The sequence below is a fragment of the Uruburuella suis genome, from assembly GCF_022870845.1.
GTDB classification, from domain to species: Bacteria; Pseudomonadota; Gammaproteobacteria; order Burkholderiales; family Neisseriaceae; genus Neisseria; species Neisseria suis.
In genome coordinates this window covers 1,958,332-1,980,480 of the sequence record NZ_CP091507.1, presented here as the reverse complement: position 1 = coordinate 1,980,480, position 22,149 = coordinate 1,958,332, and the positions used below count along the sequence as shown (strand labels likewise).

Sequence of the window (22,149 nt, the reverse complement as noted above, 5' to 3'; positions counted from 1 at the left end):
GGCCGTCTGAAAAGAGTGGTTGATTATAGCGCAATTTATCGCGCTGCCGATGCTGCGGCCTGATGGCGGTTGCTGTTTTCCTTGAGGTTGGCTTGTTGTATGATAAAGCTGTGGCGGCCCGAAGAACGCGTTTATGTTGCACTTAATTTAAATATAAATGAAAATATCTTATCCATAGAAAATTTAGATTTTATTTTTATATATTTCATATGGTTATAATAAAAATTAAAATAATGTGTGAAATACATATCCATAAGCTGTTGAGTTTACGCCGGCCATACCCATATGGCTTTTATTCGACCATTGATCTATAGCGATATAAGGAGTGTATTGATGAGATTTGATAAATTAACCGCCAAATTCCAGCAAGCCCTACAAACCGGGCAGAGTTTGGCTTTGGCGCAGGATTGCGGCTATTTGGAAGCCGGTTTTGTGTTGAAAGCGCTGCTGGATGATGCCGACAGCGGCATGTCTGCCCTCTTGGTGAAGGCCGGCGGCAATGTGGCGCAAATCAAGCGCGCTTTGCAGCAACAGCTTGATGCGCTGCCCAAAGTGTCGGGGCAGGGCGGTGAAATTCTGCCCAGCCGCGAGCTGCAAAACACCTTAAACCTGATGGACAAAGCCGCCGCGAAGCGCGGCGATGCCTATATTGCCAGCGAATTGTTTTTGCTGGCGCTGGTGCAGGAAAACGGCACCACCGGCAAAATTCTGAAAAACGCCGGCATTACCGAGAGCAAATTAAACGAAGCCATTGATGAAGTGCGTGGAGGAGAAACCGTGGACAACCCCAATGCCGAAGACCAACGTGAAGCCTTGAGCAAATACACGCTTGATTTAACCGAGCGCGCCCGCGAAGGCAAGCTCGACCCCGTGATCGGCCGCGACGATGAAATCCGCCGCGCCATTCAGGTGCTGCAACGGCGCACCAAGAATAATCCCGTGCTCATCGGCGAGCCCGGCGTGGGCAAAACCGCGATTGTGGAAGGCCTGGCTCAGCGCATCGTGGATGGCGAAGTGCCCGACAGCCTGCGCAACAAGCGCCTGCTGGTGCTCGATTTGGCCGCGCTGATTGCCGGTGCCAAATATCGCGGCGAATTTGAAGAGCGGCTCAAAGCCGTGCTCAACGATTTGGCCAAAGACGACGGCCAAACCCTGATTTTTATTGATGAAATCCACACCTTGGTGGGTGCGGGCAAAACCGATGGCGCGATGGATGCCGGCAATATGCTGAAACCTGCCTTGGCGCGCGGCGAATTGCACTGCATCGGCGCCACCACGCTCGATGAATACCGCCAATATATTGAAAAAGATGCCGCGCTGGAGCGCCGTTTCCAAAAAGTGCTGGTGAGCGAGCCGAGCGTGGAAGACACCATTGCCATTTTACGCGGTCTGCAAGAGCGCTATGAAATCCACCACGGCATCGACATCACCGACCCGGCGATTGTGGCTGCCGCCGAATTGAGCGACCGCTACATCACCGACCGCTTTTTACCCGATAAAGCGATTGATTTGATTGACGAAGCGGCCAGCCGCATCAAAATGGAACTCGACAGCAAACCCGAGCAGATGGATAAGCTCGACCGGCGCATCATCCAATTGCGCATGGAAAAAATGCACGTTGAAAAAGAAAGCGACGAGGCGAGCAAAAAACGCTTGGTGCTGATCGACGAAGAAATCAGCGGCCTGCAAAAAGAATACGCCGATTTGGATGAAATCTGGAAAGCCGAAAAAGCGTCTTCTTCCAGCACCGCCGACATCAAAAAACAAATCGACGATATTAAAGTGAAAATCGAGCAGGCCAAGCGCCAAGGCGATTTCGGCCGTGCATCCGAGTTGGAATACGGCGAACTGCCCAAGCTGGGCGCGCAGCTGCAATCGGCAGAGAGCAACCCCGAAGCCAAGCAGGCCAACAAGCTTTTCCGCACCAAAGTGGGTGCCGACGAAGTGGCCGAAATCGTGTCGCGCATCACCGGCATTCCGGTGGCCAAAATGATGGAAGGCGAGCGTGAAAAGCTCTTGAAAATGGAAGATGTGCTGCATGCGCGCGTGGTGGGGCAGGATGAAGCCGTGCGCGCCGTGTCCGACGCCATCCGCCGCTCGCGCTCCGGCCTGGCCGACCCCAATAAACCTTACGGCAGCTTCTTATTTTTAGGCCCCACCGGCGTGGGCAAAACCGAATTGTGCAAAACGCTGGCGAGCTTTTTGTTTGACAGTGAAGACCATTTAATCCGCATCGATATGTCGGAATACATGGAAAAACACAGCGTTGCCCGCCTGATCGGCGCGCCGCCGGGCTATGTGGGCTATGAAGAGGGCGGCTACCTCACCGAGCAGGTGCGCCGCAAGCCTTACAGCGTGATTTTGCTCGACGAAGTGGAAAAAGCCCACCCCGATGTGTTTAACATTTTGCTGCAAGTGCTCGACGACGGCCGCCTCACCGACGGCCAAGGGCGCACGGTAGACTTTAAAAACACCGTGATTGTGATGACTTCCAATATCGGCAGCCAGCACATCCAGCAAATGGGCACCCACGATTACGAAGCGCTCAAAGAAGTGGTGATGGAAGACGTGAAAGCGCATTTCCGCCCCGAGCTGATCAACCGTATCGACGAAGTGGTGGTGTTCCACGGCTTGGATCAGGCCAATATCCGCAGCATCGCCAAAATCCAGCTGCGCAGTCTCGAAAAACGCCTGGCCGCCCAAAACCTGCATCTGCATGTGGACGATGCCGCGCTGGACATCATCGCCGAAGCCGGCTTCGACCCCGTGTATGGCGCCCGCCCGCTCAAACGCGCAATTCAGTCGGAAATCGAAAACCCGCTGGCCAAAGCGCTTTTGGAAGGTCGCTATCCGGCCGACAGCAGCATTAAAGTTGAAGCCGATCACGGCAGGCTGGTGTTTAAAAACTAAAGCGGTTTTGATGTGATGGAATCAATGTGATGCAAAAGGCCGTCTGAAAAACTTTCAGACGGCCTTTTTATTACCGCAAGATTGCGCTTAATGCTGGCTGTCTAGCCAGCGCTCAGCATCAAGCGCAGCTTGGCAGCCGGAGGCGGCGCTGGTGACGGCTTGGCGGTAGGTGTGGTCTTTCACATCGCCGGCGGCCCATACGCCTTCGATATTGGTGGCACCCACGTTGTCGGCGCTGCCGCCGCGGGTTTTCAGGTAGCCGGTGGCATCCATATCGAGCTGGCCTTTGAAGATTTCGGTGTTGGGCTGGTGGCCGATGGCGATAAACACGCCGCTCACGGCCAAATCTTCGCGGCTGCCGTCTTTATAGAGCAGGCGCGCGCCGGTTACGCCCATGTCGTTGCCGAGAATGTCTTCCAGGGTGGCGTTGAGCTTGAGGATGATTTTGCCTTCGGCCACGCGCTGCATCAGTTTGTCGACCATGATTTTTTCGGCACGGAAGGTGTCACGGCGGTGGATGAGGGTGACGGTGTTGGCGATATTGGCTAAATAAAGCGCTTCTTCTACGGCGGTGTTGCCGCCGCCGACCACGGCGATGTCTTGTTTTTTATAGAAAAAGCCGTCGCAGGTGGCGCAGGCCGACACGCCTTTGCCGGCGAAAATCTGCTCGCCGGGTAGGCCGAGGTATTTGGCTGATGCGCCGGTGGCGATAATCAGCGCGTCGCAGGTGTATTCGCCCGCATCGCCTTTGAGTGTGAAAGGGCGGTGCTGTAAATCCACGCTGTGGATTTGGTCGAAAATCATTTCGGTGCCGAAGCGCTCGGCGTGCGCCTGAAAGCGCGCCATCAGCTCGGGCCCTTGCACGCCTTGCGGGTCGGCGGGCCAGTTGTCTACATCGGTGGTGGTCATCAGCTGGCCGCCTTGGGCGATGCCGGTGATGATCACGGGGTGCAGGTTGGCGCGGGCGGCGTAAACGGCGGCGGTGTAGCCGGCGGGGCCGGAGCCGAGAATAATCAGTTTGTGGTGTTGGCTCATGATGCTTCCTTGAATGGAATGGGCAGAAAAGATTCAGACGGCCTATTTTACTATGAAACAGGCCGTCTGAAAGGGCAATAGTGCCGTTTGATGGTGCCGGTTAGCGGCGGCGGCCGAAGCTGCGGCGCTGCGGCTTGCGGTGGTTGGGCTGGGCTTGCTGCGCTTGGCGGTAGTTGGGGTTGGCGGCGCGGTTGGCATTTTGCGCGGGCACGGTGCGGGTGTTGAGCTGCTGGCTGCTCTGGCCGCGGAATTGCGCCGATTGGTGGTAATTGTTGCGCACTTGCTGGGCGGCCGGCGAATTGGCGGGCGCTTTGCTGAATTTGTTGGCCAGCATATTGCCGAGCATGGCGCCGGCGGCCGCGCCAATGAGGCTTTGCAGCAGCCAGCTGCCGCTGGATTGGTCGTAAACATATTGCTGGCCGTCGGTGCCGGTTACCGGCTCGCCGTTGTTACCGTTTTGGAATTCGGCCGGAATGGTGGAAGCCACGGCATCGGCGTTGAGCTGATACACGGTGTCGTCTTGCGCGGCCTGGCCGGCTTGGTTTTGCTGGGTAAGCTGTTGTTGCAGCGCTTCGATTTGCTTTTGCTGCGCTTGCAGCTGGGCTTGGGTGTCGTCTTTGCAGGCGGCCAGCGCGAAGGCGGAAAGGGCGGCCAGGGCGATTATGCGTTTCATGTGTTTTCCGTGTCGATTGAAGGAATAGGCGTTAATATGGGGTGGTTTGGGGGCTTATCAAGGGATTTGTTAAAAGCAAGGCCGTCTGAAACTTTTTCAGACGGCCTTGCTTTCAATTGACTAATCAATCGAGCTTTTTAAAATGTTTGCGGCGCTCGTGCTCTTGCAGCCAGCGTTTGCGCAGGCGGATGGATTGCGGGGTGATTTCCACCAATTCATCATCGTCGATAAATTCCACGGCGCTCTCAAGGGTGAGCTTCACCGGCGTGGTGAGGCGCACGGCTTCGTCGGTGCCGCTGGCGCGCACGTTGGTGAGCTTTTTGCCTTTGAGCGGATTCACCACCAAGTCGTTGTCGCGGCTGTGGATGCCGATAATCATGCCTTCGTAGATTTTGTCGCCGGGCGATACAAACATGCGGCCGCGGTCTTCCAAGTTCCACAATGCATAAGCCACGGCTTCACCTTGCTCTTGCGATACCAACACGCCGTTGTGGCGGCCGGGCATATCGGGTTTTACCGGGGCGTAGTCGTCAAACACATGGCTCATCAGGCCGGTGCCGCGCGTCATGGTCATGAATTCGCCTTGAAAGCCGATCAGGCCGCGGGCGGGCATGTGGTATTCGAGGCGGGTGCGGCCGTGGCCGTCGCTTTCCATATTGGTGAGCTCGCCGCGGCGGCGGCCCAGTTCTTCCATCACCGCGCCCTGGTTGTCGTCGGGCACATCGACGGTGAGGTTTTCATAAGGCTCGCATTTTTCGCCGTTGATGTCGCGATACACCACGCGCGGCTTGGCCACGGCCAATTCAAAGCCTTCGCGGCGCATGTTTTCCAGCAAAATGGTGAGGTGCAATTCGCCGCGGCCGGACACGCGGAAGATGTCGGCATCTTCGGTGTCTTCCACTCGCAAGGCCACGTTGGTGAGCAGCTCTTTTTGCAGGCGGTCGCGGATTTGGCGGCTGGTGACGAATTTGCCTTCGGTGCCGGCCAAGGGGCTGGTGTTCACCATAAAGTCCATGGTGAGGGTGGGCTCATCGACGCTGAGCATGGGCACGCCCACGGGGTTGTCTTTTTCGCAAATGGTCACGCCGATGCCGATGTCGTCGATGCCGGAAATAATCACGATTTCGCCGGCTTCGGCTTCATCTTGTGCCACACGCTCGAGGCCTTTGAAACCGAGCAGTTGGTTGATGCGGCCTTGTGCCACTTGTTTTTCGTGGTTCATCACCGCCACCACTTGGCCGGGCTTGATGCGGCCGTTGAGGATGCGGCCGATGCCTAGGCGGCCGGTGTAGCTGTCGTAATCGAGTTGCGAGATTTGTAGCTGCAACGGCGCATCGGCGCTGCCTGAGGGCGGCGGGGTGTGTTTGAGGATGGTTTCAAACAGCGGGCGCATATCGGTGCTGTCGTCTTCTTCTTCCAGTTTGGCAAAGCCGGAGAGGCCGGAAGCGTAAACAATGGGAAAATCGAGCTGCTCGTCGCTGGCGCCCAATTTGTCAAACAATTCAAATGTTTGGTCGACCACCCAGCTCGGGCGCGCGCTCGGCTTGTCGATTTTGTTGATCACCACAATCGGGCGCAAGCCCAGCGCCAAGGCTTTTTTGGTCACAAAACGGGTTTGCGGCATCGGGCCTTCTTGCGCATCCACCAGCAGCACCACGCAATCGACCATGCCCAACACGCGCTCCACTTCGCCGCCGAAATCGGCGTGTCCGGGGGTGTCGACGATATTGATGTGGTAGCCTTCGTATTCGATGGCGGTGTTTTTGGCCAAAATGGTGATGCCGCGCTCTTTTTCGATGTCGCCGCTGTCCATCACGCGCTCGTCAACGTGCTGGTTGCTGCGGAAGGTGCCTGATTGACGCAATAATTGGTCGACCAGGGTGGTTTTGCCGTGATCGACGTGGGCGATAATGGCGATGTTGCGGATTTGTTTCATGGCGGTTTATATGCCTTGTTTGATGTGATAATAAAAAGTAACTGCGGATTATAACACGGTTTTATGGCAGCTCTGTGGCACGGCTTGGGGCGTGTTTTGGGCGATGTTGGTTAAAAAACGTAAATTAATAAACTTTATGTGATAGGTTCTCAATATCATAAGCAACAAAATATCAGCGTAAACAGGCCGCTAGCTTTTCAGACGGCCTTTTTTTGATGTTGTTATATTTGATAATTATTTGTATTTTAAATAGAAAATTTGAAAAAAGTAGAAAGTTTGCTAGAATTCAAATCATCACAAAGATTGACGCACATCACCAAAAGGCGCTTTCAGACGGCCTTGTCAACGCCCAAGCGGCGCCACCACATCGAAAGGAAAGATTATGAAAGGCAATCAAGAAGTTATCGCTTATATGAACGAATTGCTCGCAGGCGAATTGGCCGCGCGCGACCAATATTTCATTCACTCGCGCATGTATGCCGAATGGGGCTACAACAAACTTTTCGAGCGCATCGGCCACGAAATGGAAGATGAAACCCAGCACGCCGAAGCCTTTATCCGCCGCATTTTGATGCTGGAGGGCACACCCAATATGGTGCCGGCCAAAATCACCGTGGGCAAAGACGTGGTGGAAATGCTCAAAGCCGATTTAAACACCGAGTATGAAGTGCGCGACCACCTCAAAAAAGGCATCGCCTTGTGCGAGGAAAAGCAAGATTACGTTACCCGCGATTTGTTGGTCGGCCAATTGAAAGACACCGAAGAAGACCACGCCCATTGGCTGGAGCAGCAGCTGCGCCTGATTGATTTGATCGGCCTGCAAAACTATCTGCAAAGCCAGCTCTAAGTTTGACGCACCCTAAACACACCACATTAAATTAATAAGAGAGGAAAAATCATGCAAGGCGACCGTATGGTAATTCGCGAGCTGAATAAAAATCTCGGCTTGCTGCTGGTAACCATCAACCAGTATTTCCTGCACGCACGCATTCTGAAAAACTGGGGTTTTGAAGAGCTGGGCGAGCATTTTTACAAACAATCCATCACCGAAATGAAAGCGGCCGATGAAATTATCGAGCGCGTGCTGCTGCTCGAAGGCCTGCCCAACCTGCAAGAATTGGGCAAGCTTCTGATTGGCGAAGCGCCTGCCGAAATCATCGCTTGTGATTTAACCAAAGAGCGCGAAAAACACGAAGCGCTCACGGCAGCCATCGCGCTGTGTGAAGAGAAGCAGGATTATGTCAGCCGCGCTTTGTTGGAAAAGCAGAAAGACACCAACGAAGAGCACATCGACTGGCTGGAAACCCAGCAGGAATTGATTAGCAGCATCGGCCTGCCCAATTACCTGCAAAGCGGGGCGCAAGAGGACTAAAACCAAACCACTGCCAAAATAGCGGTTCTCAAGCGTTAAACAAGCGGCGCACCTTTTTCAGGTGTGCCGTTTTTTATCTGAGTTGGGCGGCGCAAACAAAAAAATACGGCAAATTAAAAAACTGAGGCCGTCTGAAAATATATGCCGCCGTTTGGCAAACATTATCGGCAAATCAGGTAAAATAACCCCTTTGCCTGCTTTTTTGCACACCGCCACATTCATGATAGAAATCAAAAACCTCACCCTGCAACGCGGCCTGAAAGTGTTGCTCGACAAAGCCAACCTCACCATCAACCCCAATCAGCGCGTGGGCTTGATCGGCAAAAACGGCACCGGCAAATCCAGCCTGTTTGCCCTGATAAAAGGCGAAATCAGCGCCGATGGCGGCGAAGTGCAACTGCCCAAACATTGGCGCCTGGCCTCTGTGGCGCAGGAAACGCCGGCGCTGGATGTTTCCGCGCTCGATTATGTGTTGCAGGGCGATAGGCAATTGCAAACCTTTCAGACGGCCTTGGCCGAAGCCGAAGCCGCCAACGAGGGCATGAAAATCGCCGAGTACCATGCCCGGTTGGAAGAAATCGATGCCTACACGGCACCCGCGCGGGCAGCCAAGCTGCTCAACGGGCTGGGCTTTGCGCAAGAAGAGCACATGCAGCCGGTAAAAGCCTTTTCCGGCGGCTGGCGCATGCGCTTGAATCTGGCGCAGGCCTTGATGTGCCGCGCCGATTTGCTGCTGCTTGATGAGCCCACCAACCACCTCGATTTAGAAACCGTGCTGTGGCTGGAAAACCATTTGGCCAATCTGCCGTGCACCCAAATCATCATCTCGCACGACCGCGATTTTCTCAACGCCACCACCACCCAAACCGTGGAATTGGCACAGCAAAAGCTCAGCCAATACGGCGGCAATTATGATTTCTACCAAACCGAGCGCGCCCAGCGCCTGGCGCAGCAGCAATCGGCTTACCAAAAGCAGCAAACCCAAATCAAGCACCTGCAATCGTTTATCGACCGCTTCAAAGCCAAAGCCACCAAAGCCGTGCAGGCGCAAAGCCGCATGAAAGCGCTGGCGCGGCTGGAGCGCATCGCACCGGCGCATTTGGACAGCGAATTTTCATTCGAATTCGACACCCCCGCCCATCTGCCCAACCCCTTGCTCAAGCTCGACCAAATCAACTTGGGCTATGAGGGCAAAGCCGTGGTGCACGACATCAATCTTTCGCTCGAAAGCGGCGCGCGCTACGGCTTGCTCGGCGTAAACGGCAGCGGCAAATCTACCTTGATTAAAGCGCTTTCAGACGGCCTCAAGCCCTTGAGCGGGCAGATTATCCGCGCCGACAAACTCAATATCGGCTATTTCGCCCAGCACCAGCTCGACACTTTGCGTGCAGACCAAAGCCCCGTGTGGCACATCCAACAGCTGTCGCCTGAAGTGCGGGAGCAGGAAATCCGCAATTTTCTCGGCGGCTTCCACTTTGTCGGCGACATGGCTTTGCAGGCCATCGAACCTTTTTCCGGCGGTGAAAAAGCGCGGCTCGCGCTGGCGATGATTGTGTGGCAAAAGCCCAATTTATTGCTGCTCGACGAGCCCACCAACCACCTCGATTTAGACATGCGCCACGCGCTCACGCTCGCCCTGCAAAGTTTTCAAGGCGCATTGATTGTGGTGTCGCACGACCGCAGCCTGCTGGAGGCCACCACCGATCAGTTTTTGCTGATTCACCAAGGCCGTCTGAACGAATTCGACGGCGATTTGAACGACTACCGCCTCTGGCGCCTAGCGCAGGAAAACGCCGCCGCTGCGCCCGCCGCATCCACGCCCGGCCAAAGCCGCAAAGAGGCCAAACGCCAGGAAGCGCAAATCCGCCAGGAAAAAGCCCGCCGCGTCAAACCTGTGCAGCAGCAAATCGACAAAGCCGAAAAAGAGATGGCACGTTTGGGGGGCGAGCAGGCCGAGTGTGAAGCATTTTTGGCACAAGAAGATGCGTATCTTGATGAAAATAAAGCCCGTTTGCAGCAAACACTCGCGCAATTGGCCGAAGTCAAAGTAAAATTATCCCAGTTGGAAGAAAATTGGCTGGCTTGGCAAGAAGAATTGGAGCAAATCCATCGCGAAATCGAGGCCGGCAGCTTTGTTTGATGTTTGAGAATAAGGGGGCGTTATGTGGCTTAAATCAGCCATTTTATTTGCTGTGTTGAGTGGTGGCATTGCCGCAGCCGATGCGGCGCCCGTGTATCACTGCGATAGCGGCAGCAGCCGAGTTTACACCTCAGAGCCGCAGCCCGATTGCCGCGAGCAGGCCGCGTTGCCGAAAATCAGCGCCTACACCGCCAGTCAAACCAAAGCCGCGCCCCGCAAAGCCGCCGCTTCCAAAAAGCAAACCCGCAAAAGCCCGGCCAAAAAAAATCAATCCCAGCCGGTGCGGCAGGCTGCCAAGCACAAAGCCGCAAGCACACCTAAGAAAACCTCTGAAAAAGGGCGCGGCCATAAAGGCTTTCCCGCCGCATTACCCAGCACAAAACCTGCACCATGAAAACATTACTTACCCTGAGCACATTGGCCATCGGCCTGCTGCCCATGCAGCTTGCCCATGCCGGCAAAATTTACACCTGCACCGCCAACGGCCGTGTGACCTACACCACCAAGCCCAGCGGCAATTGCCACAGCGCCGATTTGCCGCCGATAGGCCGCTACAGCAGCCTGCGCTACGATGCCCCGCAAGCGCGCAGCGAGCCTGCCGCACAGCCACCGGCACCGGCCAAGAGCCGTACCGCCAAAGCCGCCGCGCCGCGCAATGTGCAAACCGCCGCCGCGCCGGTGGTGCCCGCTGCGCCGAAAGCAGCCGGCAGCAACGGCCGGCGTGCCATTTTGCAGCAAGAGCTGGCCAACGAGCGCCAAGCGCTTTCCAGCGACCAACAAGCACTCACGTCCGCCCGCACCGCCCAAGGCGGCTCGGTTAACCAGCAATTGGTTCACCGCCTGCAAGGCAGCGTGCTCGACCGCCAGCAGAATATTCAGGCTTTGCAGCGCGAATTGGCGCGCATGTAGCAGAAAAGTTCGGCGCTGATTTGTTTGTCGAGTAAGCATTCAAGGCCGTCTGAAAGGTTTTTTCAGACGGCCTTGAACAATTGCCGCTTGATTATTCGAGCGAGTGGAAATCTTTGAATCACTGCAATCTTTCAGCGGTGCGTAGGCCGGATTCTCGAATCCGACACTTGTTCGCAGAACAAGCATCAAGGCTGTGGAAAATGTCGGATACAAGTATCCGACCTGCGGGTTGCAACCATGATTCAATTCACTTGCTATAGTGGAATGCAAAAAAAGTTATACAAAACTACGCTCTATAACGAAGCAGGCTGGGTTGATAAACCCAAAGTTTCAGACGGCCTGTGGGCTTGTTGGGTTTTCAACCCAACCTACCCGTTGTGTCACTTTTTTATGCATTCCACTATATCTGTATTGCCGCAGGCTTCTGCTTTCTTAGCTTACTTTTTTGAATGGGTATAAAACACCAAACACTTAAAATCAATAAATCAATCAAGCGCATAAAAGGCCGTCTGAAAAAGTTTTCAGACGGCCTTTTTATACTGCGGCTGTTTATTTGGCCGGCATTTTGTTGCCTTCCACAATTTTTAGGCCGGCAGACACCAAGGCGCCGATGTCGGCCACGTTGGCGGGCATAATCAAGGTGTTGTTTTCTTTGGCGAGCTTGCCGAAGGCTTCCACATATTGCTCGGCCACTTTCAGGTTCACCGCTTCGTTGCCGCCGGGGTTTTGCAGGGCAGCGGCCACGGCGCGGATGGCGTCGGCATTGGCTTCAGCCACCAGGCGTAGGGCTTCGGCTTCACCTTGGGCGCGGTTGACTTGGGCGATGCGTTGGCCGTTGGATTCGTTGATGGCGGCCTGCATTTCGCCTTCGGATTGCTGGATGTCGGCTTCGCGGCGGCCGCTGGCGAGGTTGATTTGCTCGATTTTGCGGCCTTCGGATTCGGCGATGCGGGCACGTTTTTCACGCTCGGCGGTGATTTGTGCCTGCATGGAGCGCAAAATTTCTTGCGGCGGCACCAAATCTTTGATTTCGTAGCGCAACACTTTCACGCCCCAAGAAATGGCGGCTTGGTCGAGCGAGGCCACTACGGTGGCGTTGATGTCGTCGCGCTCTTCAAAGGTTTTGTCCAATTCCATGCGGCCGATGACCGAGCGCAGCGTGGTTTGCGCCAGCTGGGTGATGGCCATGATGTAGTTGCTGGAGCCGTATGAAGCGAGCTTGGGGTCGGTTACTTGGAAATAAATGATGCCGTCGACGGTGAGCTGGGTGTTGTCGCGGGTGATACACACTTGGCTGGGCACATCGAGCGGGATTTCTTTCAAGGTGTGTTTGTAGGCGATGCGGTCGATAAACGGAATCAGGATATTCAGGCCGGGGTTGAGCACTTTGTGGAAGCGGCCGAGGCGCTCGACCACATAGGCTTCTTGCTGCGGCACCACGGTGAATGATTTGAAACCGAAAATAATCACGGCGAGCAAGATTAAGAGGGGAAAGCTCAGCAGCAGCTCCATAGGGTTCTCCTTGTGTGTGATGGGTGAATTAATTGATTTGAATCAGCAAGATGTTGCCGTTTTTGCCGGTGATGACGGCGGTTTGCGCATCGTTGGCGCCGCTTGAGCCGACGGCTTCGGCCTGCCATTGTGCGCCGCGGTAAAACACTTCATATTGGTTGCCGTGCAGATGGCGCACGATTTGCACGGTTTGGCCGACATCCAAATCGCTGCGGGCGGCTTCGATTTCGGGCGCGCGGCGGTGGCGGCGTATCCAGCCTTTTGCCCACCAAATGCCCACGGCGGCGAGCACGGCGGCGGTGAGCACGCTGATGGTGGTTTGCCCGAACAATAATTCGGCCAAGCCGGCCCCGAAAAGCGCGGCGCTGACCACCAAGAGATAAATGGTGCCGACAAATAATTCGAAAATCAGAATCAGGGCGGCGGCGATAAACCAGCTCAGCATGAGAAGCGCTCCTTTTTGGCGGGATGGGATTTCAGACGGCCTGGGCAATGCTTGGTTGCGATGGCGGGCGTGTGTTGAATATGAGGCCTTTTGCCCATGTTGCAAGAATCATAACAGAATATGAGCCGATTTCCGGCAAACGGCGGGGATATTTGTGTTTTTGAGAAAGATGTTGTTCAGGCCGTCTAAAACTTTTTCAGACGGCCTGATGTTTTATGCTTGCTCGGTTTTTAAGGTGCGCTGGCGGCGGGTTTCGCTCAACACCATGCCGGCGGACACGGAAACATTCATGCTCTCTACCGTGCCGAACATCGGTATCGACACCAATAAATCGCAATGCTCGCGCGTGAGGCGGCGCATGCCTTCGCCCTCGTTGCCCATCACCCAAGCCACGCTCTCGGGCAGCGCGCAGTGAAACAGGTCGGCCTCGCCGCCCATGTCGGTGCCCACGATCCAAATGCCGTATTCTTTCAGCTCGCGCAAGGTGCGGGCGAGGTTGGTGACGGTGATGTAGGGCACGGTTTCGGCGGCGCCGCAGGCCACTTTGCTCACGGTGGCGTTGAGCCCGGCGCTTTTGTCTTTCGGCGCAATCACCGCGTGCACGCCCATGGCGTCGGCGGTGCGCAGGCAGGCGCCCAGATTGTGCGGGTCGGTGATGCCGTCGAGCACCAAAAGCAAGGGTGGCTCGCTCAGGTTTTCGAGCACGTCTTCGAGGTGCACATGGTTTTTCGAGGCATCGATAAAGCCGGCCACGCCCTGATGGCGCGCGCCTTTGCTGATGGCATCGAGCCTCGCGGCATCGGCAAAATGTACGCGCACGTTTTCGGCGGCGGCTTTTTCGAGCACATCGCGGGTGCGGGCATCGTTTCTGCCTTCTTGGATATACAGCTCGGTGATGCTTTTCGGGTTTTGCCACAGGCGGGCATTAACGGCGTGAAAGCCGTAAATCAATCGTTGGTTGGCCATGGTGTGCTTTAAAAATGGTTTCAGACGGCATTATACAGGGTTTGGCTTTAGGGTCTGTTCACATTTCATCACGCGGCAATATTGTGGCTCAAAAACGCGCTTGCTGCGTTGAAAATGCGCGCAAGGTGTTCAACCTTGCTGTGCTTTTTGCCTTGCAAGCGCGCTTTTGCGCTCAAAATCTTACGCACGGATAAAATGTGAACAGACCCTAGGCCGTCTGAAACCCGTTCTAAAAAATAAGCTGTTTGGTTTTGAATGTGGAAAATAAAGCAATGCCGTCTGAAAAAAGTTTCAGACGGCATTTGTGTGCCATGCGTACGATTACGCTTTGTTTTGACAAAGCTAATCGTACCTACACGTTGCTTGGCATACGATGCAATAAGGGTTTATTTAAGGCTTAAAAAAAGCGTTTTGCTTTTCAGACGGCCTGAATGCAGGCATATTGATAACTTTGGTGATATGATTTTTACGTCATTATCATTGCTGCGGAGATTATCGTTTGCGGGCTTATCTGTTGCCATTTTGGGCGCTGGGCGTGATTTTATCGTTTGCGCTGCCTGCCGTGCCTGCGTGGCCGGCGGTGGCGGCGCTGTGGCTGCTTTTGCTGGCGGTGGCTTGGCGCTGCAAGCCTTTTATGTTGCTGTGTGCTTTGTTGGCGGGCATGGCTTACGGCGTGTGGCGCACCGAGCGGGATTTGGCGGCGCAATGGCCGTTGCAGGCGGCGGGCGGGGTGGCTTTGGTGATTACGGTGGCGGATTTGCCACAGCGCGATGAGCGGCGGGTGCGCTTTGCGGCGGATGCGGTGGATGAGGCTGGGCGGCGCTATCGTTTGCAGCTTTCGGATTATCAGTTGCGCGAGTGGCCCTCGGGCAGCCGCTGGCGTGTGGCGGCGCGCATCAGGCCGCCGGTGGGCGAGGTGAATCCGGCCGGTTTCAATCGCGAAGCGTGGGCGCTGGCCGGTGGCATCGGCGGCATGGGCACGCTGGGCAAGGAGCGGCTGGAAATGCCGTCTGAAAGCGCGGGGCTTGTTTCGCCGCTTTTGGGCTGGCGCGAACACATCAGCCGCCGCTGGCAGGCGGTGGACACGCGCGGCCATGCGCTTTCAGACGGCCTCGGCTTGATGCGGGCGCTGAGCATAGGCGAGCAGGGCGCGTTGCCGCCGCAGGCTTGGCAGGCGTTTCGGCCTTTGGGGGTGAACCATTTGGTGAGCATTTCGGGGCTGCATGTGGGCATGGTGGCACTGATGGCGGGCTGGCTGATGAAAAAGCTGCTGCGTTTTTCGCCTTATCTGCCCGGCCGGCCGCGCGTGTGGGTGCTGGCGGCTGCTGTGGCGGCGGGCTTGCTTTATGCGGGCTTGGCGGGCTTTTCGGTGCCGACACAACGCAGCGTGTTGATGCTGCTGGCCTTGGCTTGGGCATGGTGGCGCGGCAGCGGCGCTTCGGTGTGGCGCGGTTGGTGGCAGGCTTTGGCGCTGGTGCTGCTGATGGCACCGGCGGCGGCGCTGAGCGTGGGTTTTTGGCTCTCGTTTGGTTTGGTGGCGGCTTTGCTGTGGGTGTCGTTCGGGCGGCTTGATGAGGGCAGGCGCGGCTGGCGATTGGCGCTGGAAGGGCAATGGGCGGTGTCGTTGCTGTCGGTGGTGGCGCTGGGGGTGTTGTTTGCTTCGCTGCCGCTGATCAGCCCGCTGGTGAATGCGCTGGCGATTCCTTGGTTTTCGTGGGTGTTGGTGCCTTTGGCGCTCATCGCTTCGCTGCTGCCGTGGCCGCCTTTGCAATGGCTGGCGGCGGCGGCCGGCGAATACACTCTGCGCGCGCTGATTTGGCTGGCGGGGCATGCGCCGGAATATGCGGTGGCGGCGGCACCGTGGCCGCTGGTGGGGCTCTCGGTGGCCGCGGTGGGGCTTTTGCTGCTGCCGCGCGGCTTGGGTTTGCGGCCGTTTGCGCTGCTGGTGTTGGCAGGCTTTGTGTGTTACCGCCCGCCGCCGGTGGCGGAAGGCCGTCTGAAAGCGGTGGTGTGGGATGCGGGGCAGGGTTTGTCGGTGTGGCTGCAAACGGCCGATTATGCGCTGTTGTTTGACACGGGCACCGAGGGTGCGGCCAATATGGCGGTGCTGCCGAGCCTGAATGCGGTGGGCGTGCGGCATCTGGATGCGTTGGTGCTCTCACATCAAGATGCCGACCACGATGGCGGCTTTGCTGCGGTGGCGCAGGCGAAAAAGCCGGCGGTGTTGTGGGCGGGGCAGCCTGAGTTTTATCCGCAGGCGCAGCATTGCGCAGAGCAAAGCTGGCAATGGAACAGCGTGCATTTTGAGTTTTTGAGGCCGTCTGAAGATTTTGCCGGCCAAAGCGACAACGACCAAAGCTGCGTGTTGCGTGTGTTGGCGGGCAGCTCGGCTTTATTGCTCACCGGCGATTTGGGGCAGGCGGGCGAGCGGGCGCTGGTGGCACGCTATGGCGAAAAACTTTATAGCCAGGTGCTGCTGCTCGGCCATCACGGCAGCAATTCTTCATCGGCCGGCACGTTTCTAAATGCAGTTTCGCCGCGCTATGCCGTGGCTTCGAGCGGCTATGCCAATGCGTATAACCACCCCGCACCGGCCGTGCAAGCGCGAGTGCGCGCCCACGGCGGCACGCTCTTGCGCACCGACAGGCAGGGGGCATTGCTTTTTGAGCTGGACGGAGAAGAAGTAACGGCAGGCCGTCTGAAAACATGGCAGCCTTATTGGCAGAAAAAACCGTTTGCGGATTAAGGTTTGGTTACCATTCATCCGTTAATGTGGCGGCCGGCAGGCTTGATTCATAAAGCCTTTTTAAAGCAATAATTCGACATGAAATAAGCCGAAAATGTAATAAAGATGCCGTCTGAAATGTTCAGGCGGCATCTTTATTGCAGATTGAATGATGAGTGTATATAACATAATAAATTATGTTATATTTTTAAAAAAATCAATAAAACCCAAGCTGCATAATTTAATTATTTTTAAAAATAGGGGAAACACATTGAAAACAGAATATATCGCCCACGTCCGCCATGGCAGCGATGTGAAACAATCGCTTGCCACCCACCTCACCGAAACCGCCGCCATCGCCAAAATGCTGGCCGCTAAGCTGGGCTTGGATTTGGCCGGTGAATTGCTCGGCCTGATGCACGATTTCGGCAAATATTCTTTGAAATTCCAAAAATATATTTACGATGCCACGGGCTTGATTAATCCGGATTTGGATGATGAAGAAAGCACGCCCGGCGGCAGTAAGGTGGATCATTCTACTGCCGGTGCGCAATGGGTTTACCGCCGTTTGGCGGCGATGGGGCAGAAAGAAAGCGGTGTGTTATGCGGGCAGATGCTGGGCTTGTGCATTGCCTCGCACCACGGCGCAGGCTTGATTGATTGCCTCGATGACGAAGGCAATGTGGTGTGGCAAAAGCGCTTTAATAAAGACGACAGCCTCACCCATTTGAGCGAATGCCTGCAAAATGCCGATGAATCGGTGTTGCGGCAGGCCGAAGGTTTGGCAGACAAGGCTTTGCTGGTGCAGATGCTCGCGCCGCTTAAAGCGGTGTTGATGCTGCCTGAAGCGCAGGCCTGCCATCAAATCAAAGAATTTTATCTGGGCTGCTTCACCCGCTTTCTTTTCAGCTGCCTGATTGATGCCGACCGCATCAACAGCGCCGATTTCGAGCGGGAAAATCAAAAAGAAATCCGCCGCTTGCAAGAAAAACCCGATTGGCAAGCGGCCATCAACAAGCTGGAAGCGAAGTTGGCGCAATTTGAGCGGCGCTATCCGATTGACGAAATCCGCCGCCAAATCGCCGATGATTGCTTGCAAAGAGCCGCCGATGCGCAAGGCATTTACACCTTAACCGTGCCCACCGGCGGCGGCAAAACGCTGGCCAGCCTGCGCCATGCTTTGCACCATGCCCAAACACACGGGCTGGAACGCATTATCTATATCATTCCCTATACTTCGATTATCGACCAAAACGCCGAAGCCGTGCGCGATATTCTGGGCGACGAGTGGGTGCTGGAGCACCATTCCAATCTGGATCCGGAAAAGCAAACCTGGCAAAACAAACTCTTGTCGGAAAACTGGAACAAACCGATTGTGTTCACCACCATGGTGCAGTTTCTCGATGCCTGGTTTGGCGGCGGCACCCGCGGCGCGCGGCATATCCACCCGATGGCCAACAGCGTGCTGATTTTTGATGAAATCCAAACGCTGCCGGTGAAATGCGTGCACCTGTTTTGCAATGCCCTCAATTGGCTGGTGCAGTTTGGCGGCAGCAGCGCGGTGTTGTGCACCGCCACCCAGCCTTTGCTCAGCGCGTGTGGCGTGGACGAATTCCCTGAAGACAAAAGAGCGCTCGTTAAAGCCCGCGGCTTGCTTCAGCTTGCGTCCAATGCCGAGATTATGGGCAAAAATCAGGCTTTGGATAAGCTTTTTGCCGACTTATCGCGCGTGGAAATTAAGTTTAACGAAAAAGCCGGCGGCTGGTCGGTGGATGAAGCAGGCGCTTTTTTGCTGACGCAGTTTCAGACGGCCTTGAGCTGCCTGTTTATCGTCAACACCAAAAAGTGGGCGAAAGCCCTTTATCAATATTGCCAACAGCAGAATGTGCCGTCTGAAGCCTTGTTTCACCTGAGCACCAATCAATGCGCCGCGCACCGCAAAGCCTTGTTTGCGCGAATGAAGCAGCGCTTGGAGCAAAAATTGCCGGTAGTGTGCATCAGCACCCAACTAATCGAAGCGGGCGTGGATATTTCCATGGCTTGCGTGATTCGCGCTTTGGGCGGGCTCGACAGCATTGCCCAAGCCGCCGGGCGCTGCAACCGCCACGGAGAAAACGCGGGCAAAGGGCGGGTGTGGGTGTTGAACCTGCAAGAGCCGAGCTTGGCAAAAGTGCTGCCCGATATTGATGCAGGCCAACAACAGGCGGAGCGCGTGTTGCGCGAGTTTGCCGGGCAGGATATTTTGCAGCCAAAGGCCATGCGGCAATATTTTGAATATTATTTTTACCAGCGCAGCGATGAAATGGCCTATGCCGTTAAAAACAGCGCTTCAGGCAGCCTTTTGGATTGGCTGAGTGACAACGGCTCCAACAACTACGCGGCAAAAAACGACCAACGCCGCCAAACCAAGCAATATCCCTTGCTGATGCACTCGTTTAAAAGTGCCGGCCGCGCGTTTCAAGTGATTAATGCGCCCACCCGCGCCGTGATTGTGCCCTATGGTGAAGGCAAGGCGCTGATTGCCAAGCTGTGCGGCGAATATGAGCCCAAGGCTTTTTATGGCTACCTGAATCAAGCCCAGCGGTTTAGCGTGAATGTGTTCCCCAATGTGTGGAAAAAATTAATTGAATCAAATGCCATACATGAAATTGCTGATACAGGCGTTTATTATTTAAACGAACGCCATTACAGCGAAGAATACGGCTTGGCGGCGGATGAGGTCGCGCCAATGGATTTCTATGATTTATAAGGAGAAATAATGAATAACACAATCAGTTTCCGCGTGTGGGGGCGGCAGGCTTTATTTACCGACCCGGTAACCAAAATCGGCGGTGAAAAATTCAGCTATCAAGTGCCCACTTATGAAGCCTTAAAAGGCATTGCCCGCAGCATTTATTGGAAGCCGACCTTGATTTGGCACATCGACCGCGTGCGCATTATCAAGCCCATCCGCACCCAAAGCAAATCCACCAAACCGCTCAATTGGGACGGCGGCAACACCTTGGCGATTTACACTTTTTTGCAAGATGTAGAATATCAGGTGGAAGCCCATTTCGAATGGAACGAACACCGCCCCGATTTGGCAGGCGACCGCATTGCCGGCAAACATCTGGCCATCGCCGAGCGCATGCTGGCGCGCGGCGGGCGGCAGGATATTTTTCTGGGCACACGCGATTGCCAGGGCTATGTGGAGCCGTGCGAATTCGGCAGCGGCGAGGGTGCTTATGATAAGGAAAAACTGGGTGAGCATAACCTTGATTTCGGCCTGATGTTTCACAGCTTTGCCTATCCCGAAGAAACCGGCAAACACGAATTGCTCAGCCGCTTTTGGCCGGCCAATATGCAAAACGGCGTGATTACCTTTCCGAGCACACAAGATGACTCAGGCCGTCTGAAAAGCCGCGTTATCCGCAAAATGCTGCCTGAAAAAGCATTTGTGCTCGGCGCCAATATGAAATCAGTGGCCGATGAAGCGAAGGAGCTGGGCTTATGAGCTGGATGCAGAAGCTGTATCAAACGTATAACGCCGCCTTGGCACACAATCTGAAAAACACAGATGCCCCGCTCACGCCGGTGGGTCATACTTTGCAAACCGCTCATATCGTGGTGGTGATTGATGGTGCGGGTGATTTTCAGACGGCACGGGTGATGGCACCAAAAACGGTGGTGATGCTGCCGGTGACTGAATCGTCGGAAAGTAGATCCGGCACCAAGCCACCACCCCATCCGTTGGCCGATAAGATTCAATATGTTGCTAAAGATTATGCAAATTACGGCGGCAGTAAAGACTCATTTTTCGACGGATATTTCAATCAATTACAAAAATGGTGTGAATCATCTTTCATGCATCCTAAAGTGTTGGCCATTTCACGTTATGTGGGCAAAGGGCGGGTGATGGCCGATTTGGTTCAAGCCGGTATTTTTCAGTTGGATTCAGACGGCCATATTTTGAATAAATGGATAGAAGACGGAGATGCACCACCCATTTTTTCGGTGTTGCCCAAAACCAAAGGAGAAATAGAGCCGGGTGCGGCTTTAGTGTGCTGGCAAGTAGAAATTGCCGGCGACGTCGAAAGCGAAACATGGGAGGATAAATCCATTCAAGAGGCTTGGACAGCCTATGTGGCGAGCAGTGATGCGGCAGAAAAAGGGTTTTGCGTAGTCCAAGGTAAAGAAGCGGTAGTTTCAACGCTACACCCCGCCAAATTGCGCCACACCGGCGATAAAGCCAAGCTGATTTCCGCCAACGACAAAAGCGGCTACACTTTTCGCGGCCGTTTTGAAGCCGCCGAAGAAGCCGCCAGCGTTTCATCGGAAGTGTCTGCAAAAGCGCACAGTGCCTTGCGCTGGCTGATTGCGCGCCAAGGCATCCGCAATGGCGATCAGGTGAGCGTGGCTTGGGCAATCAATGGCGCAACCGTGCCCGCGCCGCTGCAAGACAGCTACCATTATCTGGACGATGAAGACGATACGGATAACGCTGCGCCATCCCTTGCCAACGAAAGGCCGTCTGAAACAGCAAATACGCTGGATTGGTCCATCAATATCGGCCGCAAAGCCGCCCAAATCATCAAAAAGAAAATGCACGGCTTTAAAGCAAAATTAAGCGCGCACGAGCAAATTTCTTTGCTGATGCTGGATTCGGCCACACCCGGGCGCATGGCGCTAACCTATTATCAGGAATTTCTGCCTGCCGATTATTTCGATAATCTAAATGTCTGGGTCGACGATTTCGCTTGGTATCAGCGCTACACGCGTGAAACGCAAGAGGGCAAAAAAACAGCCAAACAAACCGTATGGCCGTGGATGCCGCCATCGCCTTTGGCCATCGCCCAAACCGTGTATGGCCGCTCATTGAGCGACACCTTGAAAAAGCAAGTCTATGCGCGTCTGCTGCCGGTGATTGCCGGCGGACAAAATGTGCCGATACCTTTCGATTGGGTGCAGCAAAGCTTTCAGGTAGCCTGCAGCCCCAGCGGTTATGAGCGCTGGGAATGGGAGCGCAATGTGGGCGTGGCCTGCGCCCTATACAAAGGCTGGCGGGCGCGTCATCATGATTTATTACAACGGAGAACATTTACTATGAGTTTGGAAACGGAAAATACTTCCCGTGACTATTTGTTTGGCAGGTTATTCGCGGTTTTGGAAAGAATTGAATCGAAAGCCCTGCAAGTGGCGGGAGAAACACGCTCAACCAACGCAGAGCGCTATCTGCAGCGTTTTGCAATGCGGCCTTTAACCACATGGTTGCAGATTGCAAACGGATTGGAACCTTATAAAGACAGATTGCGCAATAACCGTTATATGGGTTTCTTACGGAATCGTGAAAAAGAGCTGGATGAAATCGGCGTGGCACTGAACGAATATCGAAAAGCAGGCATAGCCATGGATGATCCATTGAATGGGGAGTTTTTATTGGGTTATCACAGCCAAAAAATGGCTTATCGACACCAATGGAATGCTGCAAATGACGCCAATGAAGATGAACAAGTTGACAACGAAACCGTTTAAATTTTAACAAGGAAA

Annotated in this window: 16 protein-coding genes; 10 read left to right on the top strand and 6 right to left on the bottom strand. The window is 55.0% G+C overall.

Going from position 1 to position 22,149, the window contains the following annotated elements; all coding sequences use genetic code 11:
* Positions 1 to 333: 333 nt before the first annotated feature.
* Positions 334 to 2,910, top strand: a complete 2,577-nt coding sequence (gene clpB, locus LVJ78_RS08975) for an ATP-dependent chaperone ClpB (RefSeq protein ID WP_132952019.1) — start codon at positions 334 to 336, stop codon at positions 2,908 to 2,910.
* Between the two features lie 87 nt (positions 2,911 to 2,997).
* Here the strand turns inward: clpB and trxB are convergent, their stop codons facing one another.
* The 3 genes from trxB to typA form a co-directional block, all read right to left on the bottom strand.
* A complete protein-coding gene (gene trxB, locus LVJ78_RS08970) occupies positions 2,998 to 3,945 on the bottom strand; it encodes a thioredoxin-disulfide reductase (RefSeq protein ID WP_132952021.1) in 948 nt (315 codons plus the stop codon).
* Between the two features lie 100 nt (positions 3,946 to 4,045).
* Complete coding sequence (locus LVJ78_RS08965) at positions 4,046 to 4,618, bottom strand: hypothetical protein (protein ID WP_132952023.1); 573 nt, start codon at positions 4,616 to 4,618, stop codon at positions 4,046 to 4,048.
* 124 nt (positions 4,619 to 4,742) lie between these two features.
* On the bottom strand, positions 4,743 to 6,554 hold the full coding sequence (gene typA, locus LVJ78_RS08960) for a translational GTPase TypA (protein WP_132952025.1): 1,812 nt from the start codon (positions 6,552 to 6,554) through the stop codon (positions 4,743 to 4,745).
* 382 nt (positions 6,555 to 6,936) lie between these two features.
* On the opposite strand from typA, the gene bfr (LVJ78_RS08955) reads away from it, so the two are divergent.
* The 5 genes from bfr (LVJ78_RS08955) (at position 6,937) to LVJ78_RS08935 (ending at position 10,975) form a co-directional block, all read left to right on the top strand.
* On the top strand, positions 6,937 to 7,401 hold the full coding sequence (gene bfr, locus LVJ78_RS08955) for a bacterioferritin (protein WP_132952028.1): 465 nt from the start codon (positions 6,937 to 6,939) through the stop codon (positions 7,399 to 7,401).
* Between the two features lie 51 nt (positions 7,402 to 7,452).
* The gene (bfr, locus tag LVJ78_RS08950) at positions 7,453 to 7,926 is read left to right on the top strand and encodes a bacterioferritin (RefSeq protein WP_132952030.1); all 474 of its coding nucleotides are present in this window, start codon (positions 7,453 to 7,455) and stop codon (positions 7,924 to 7,926) included.
* A 220-nt stretch (positions 7,927 to 8,146) separates the two neighbouring features.
* Entirely contained in the window at positions 8,147 to 10,066 is a 1,920-nt protein-coding gene (locus LVJ78_RS08945) for an ATP-binding cassette domain-containing protein (protein WP_132952032.1), read from the top strand.
* Between the two features lie 22 nt (positions 10,067 to 10,088).
* Positions 10,089 to 10,460 (top strand): hypothetical protein, encoded by a 372-nt coding sequence (locus tag LVJ78_RS08940; RefSeq protein WP_132952034.1) that lies wholly within the window; start codon positions 10,089 to 10,091, stop codon positions 10,458 to 10,460.
* Entirely contained in the window at positions 10,457 to 10,975 is a 519-nt protein-coding gene (locus LVJ78_RS08935; RefSeq protein ID WP_132952036.1) for a hypothetical protein, read from the top strand. The genes LVJ78_RS08940 and LVJ78_RS08935 overlap by 4 nt, the downstream gene beginning before the upstream one ends.
* A gap of 549 nt (positions 10,976 to 11,524) precedes the next feature.
* On the opposite strand, the gene LVJ78_RS08930 is transcribed toward LVJ78_RS08935, so the two are convergent.
* From LVJ78_RS08930 to rlmB, 3 genes are all read right to left on the bottom strand, one after another.
* On the bottom strand, positions 11,525 to 12,487 hold the full coding sequence (locus LVJ78_RS08930) for an SPFH domain-containing protein (protein WP_132952037.1): 963 nt from the start codon (positions 12,485 to 12,487) through the stop codon (positions 11,525 to 11,527).
* 28 nt (positions 12,488 to 12,515) lie between these two features.
* Positions 12,516 to 12,932, bottom strand: coding sequence for an NfeD family protein (locus tag LVJ78_RS08925; protein WP_132952039.1), 417 nt, complete (start codon positions 12,930 to 12,932; stop codon positions 12,516 to 12,518).
* A 213-nt stretch (positions 12,933 to 13,145) separates the two neighbouring features.
* Positions 13,146 to 13,898, bottom strand: a complete 753-nt coding sequence (rlmB, locus tag LVJ78_RS08920; RefSeq protein ID WP_132952041.1) for a 23S rRNA (guanosine(2251)-2'-O)-methyltransferase RlmB — start codon at positions 13,896 to 13,898, stop codon at positions 13,146 to 13,148.
* A gap of 499 nt (positions 13,899 to 14,397) precedes the next feature.
* Between rlmB and LVJ78_RS08915 the strand changes: the two genes are divergently transcribed.
* The 4 genes from LVJ78_RS08915 to cas8c all read left to right on the top strand — a co-directional run bounded on the left by LVJ78_RS08915 (position 14,398) and on the right by cas8c (position 22,134).
* Positions 14,398 to 16,644, top strand: coding sequence for a DNA internalization-related competence protein ComEC/Rec2 (locus tag LVJ78_RS08915; protein WP_132952043.1), 2,247 nt, complete (start codon positions 14,398 to 14,400; stop codon positions 16,642 to 16,644).
* 250 nt (positions 16,645 to 16,894) lie between these two features.
* Positions 16,895 to 19,372, top strand: coding sequence for a CRISPR-associated helicase Cas3' (cas3, locus tag LVJ78_RS08910; RefSeq protein ID WP_243650310.1), 2,478 nt, complete (start codon positions 16,895 to 16,897; stop codon positions 19,370 to 19,372).
* Between the two features lie 9 nt (positions 19,373 to 19,381).
* Complete coding sequence (gene cas5c / locus LVJ78_RS08905; RefSeq protein WP_132952046.1) at positions 19,382 to 20,116, top strand: type I-C CRISPR-associated protein Cas5c; 735 nt, start codon at positions 19,382 to 19,384, stop codon at positions 20,114 to 20,116.
* Entirely contained in the window at positions 20,113 to 22,134 is a 2,022-nt protein-coding gene (gene cas8c / locus LVJ78_RS08900) for a type I-C CRISPR-associated protein Cas8c/Csd1 (protein WP_132952048.1), read from the top strand. Before cas5c ends, cas8c begins: the two co-directional genes overlap by 4 nt.
* The last annotated feature ends 15 nt before the right edge of the window (positions 22,135 to 22,149 follow it).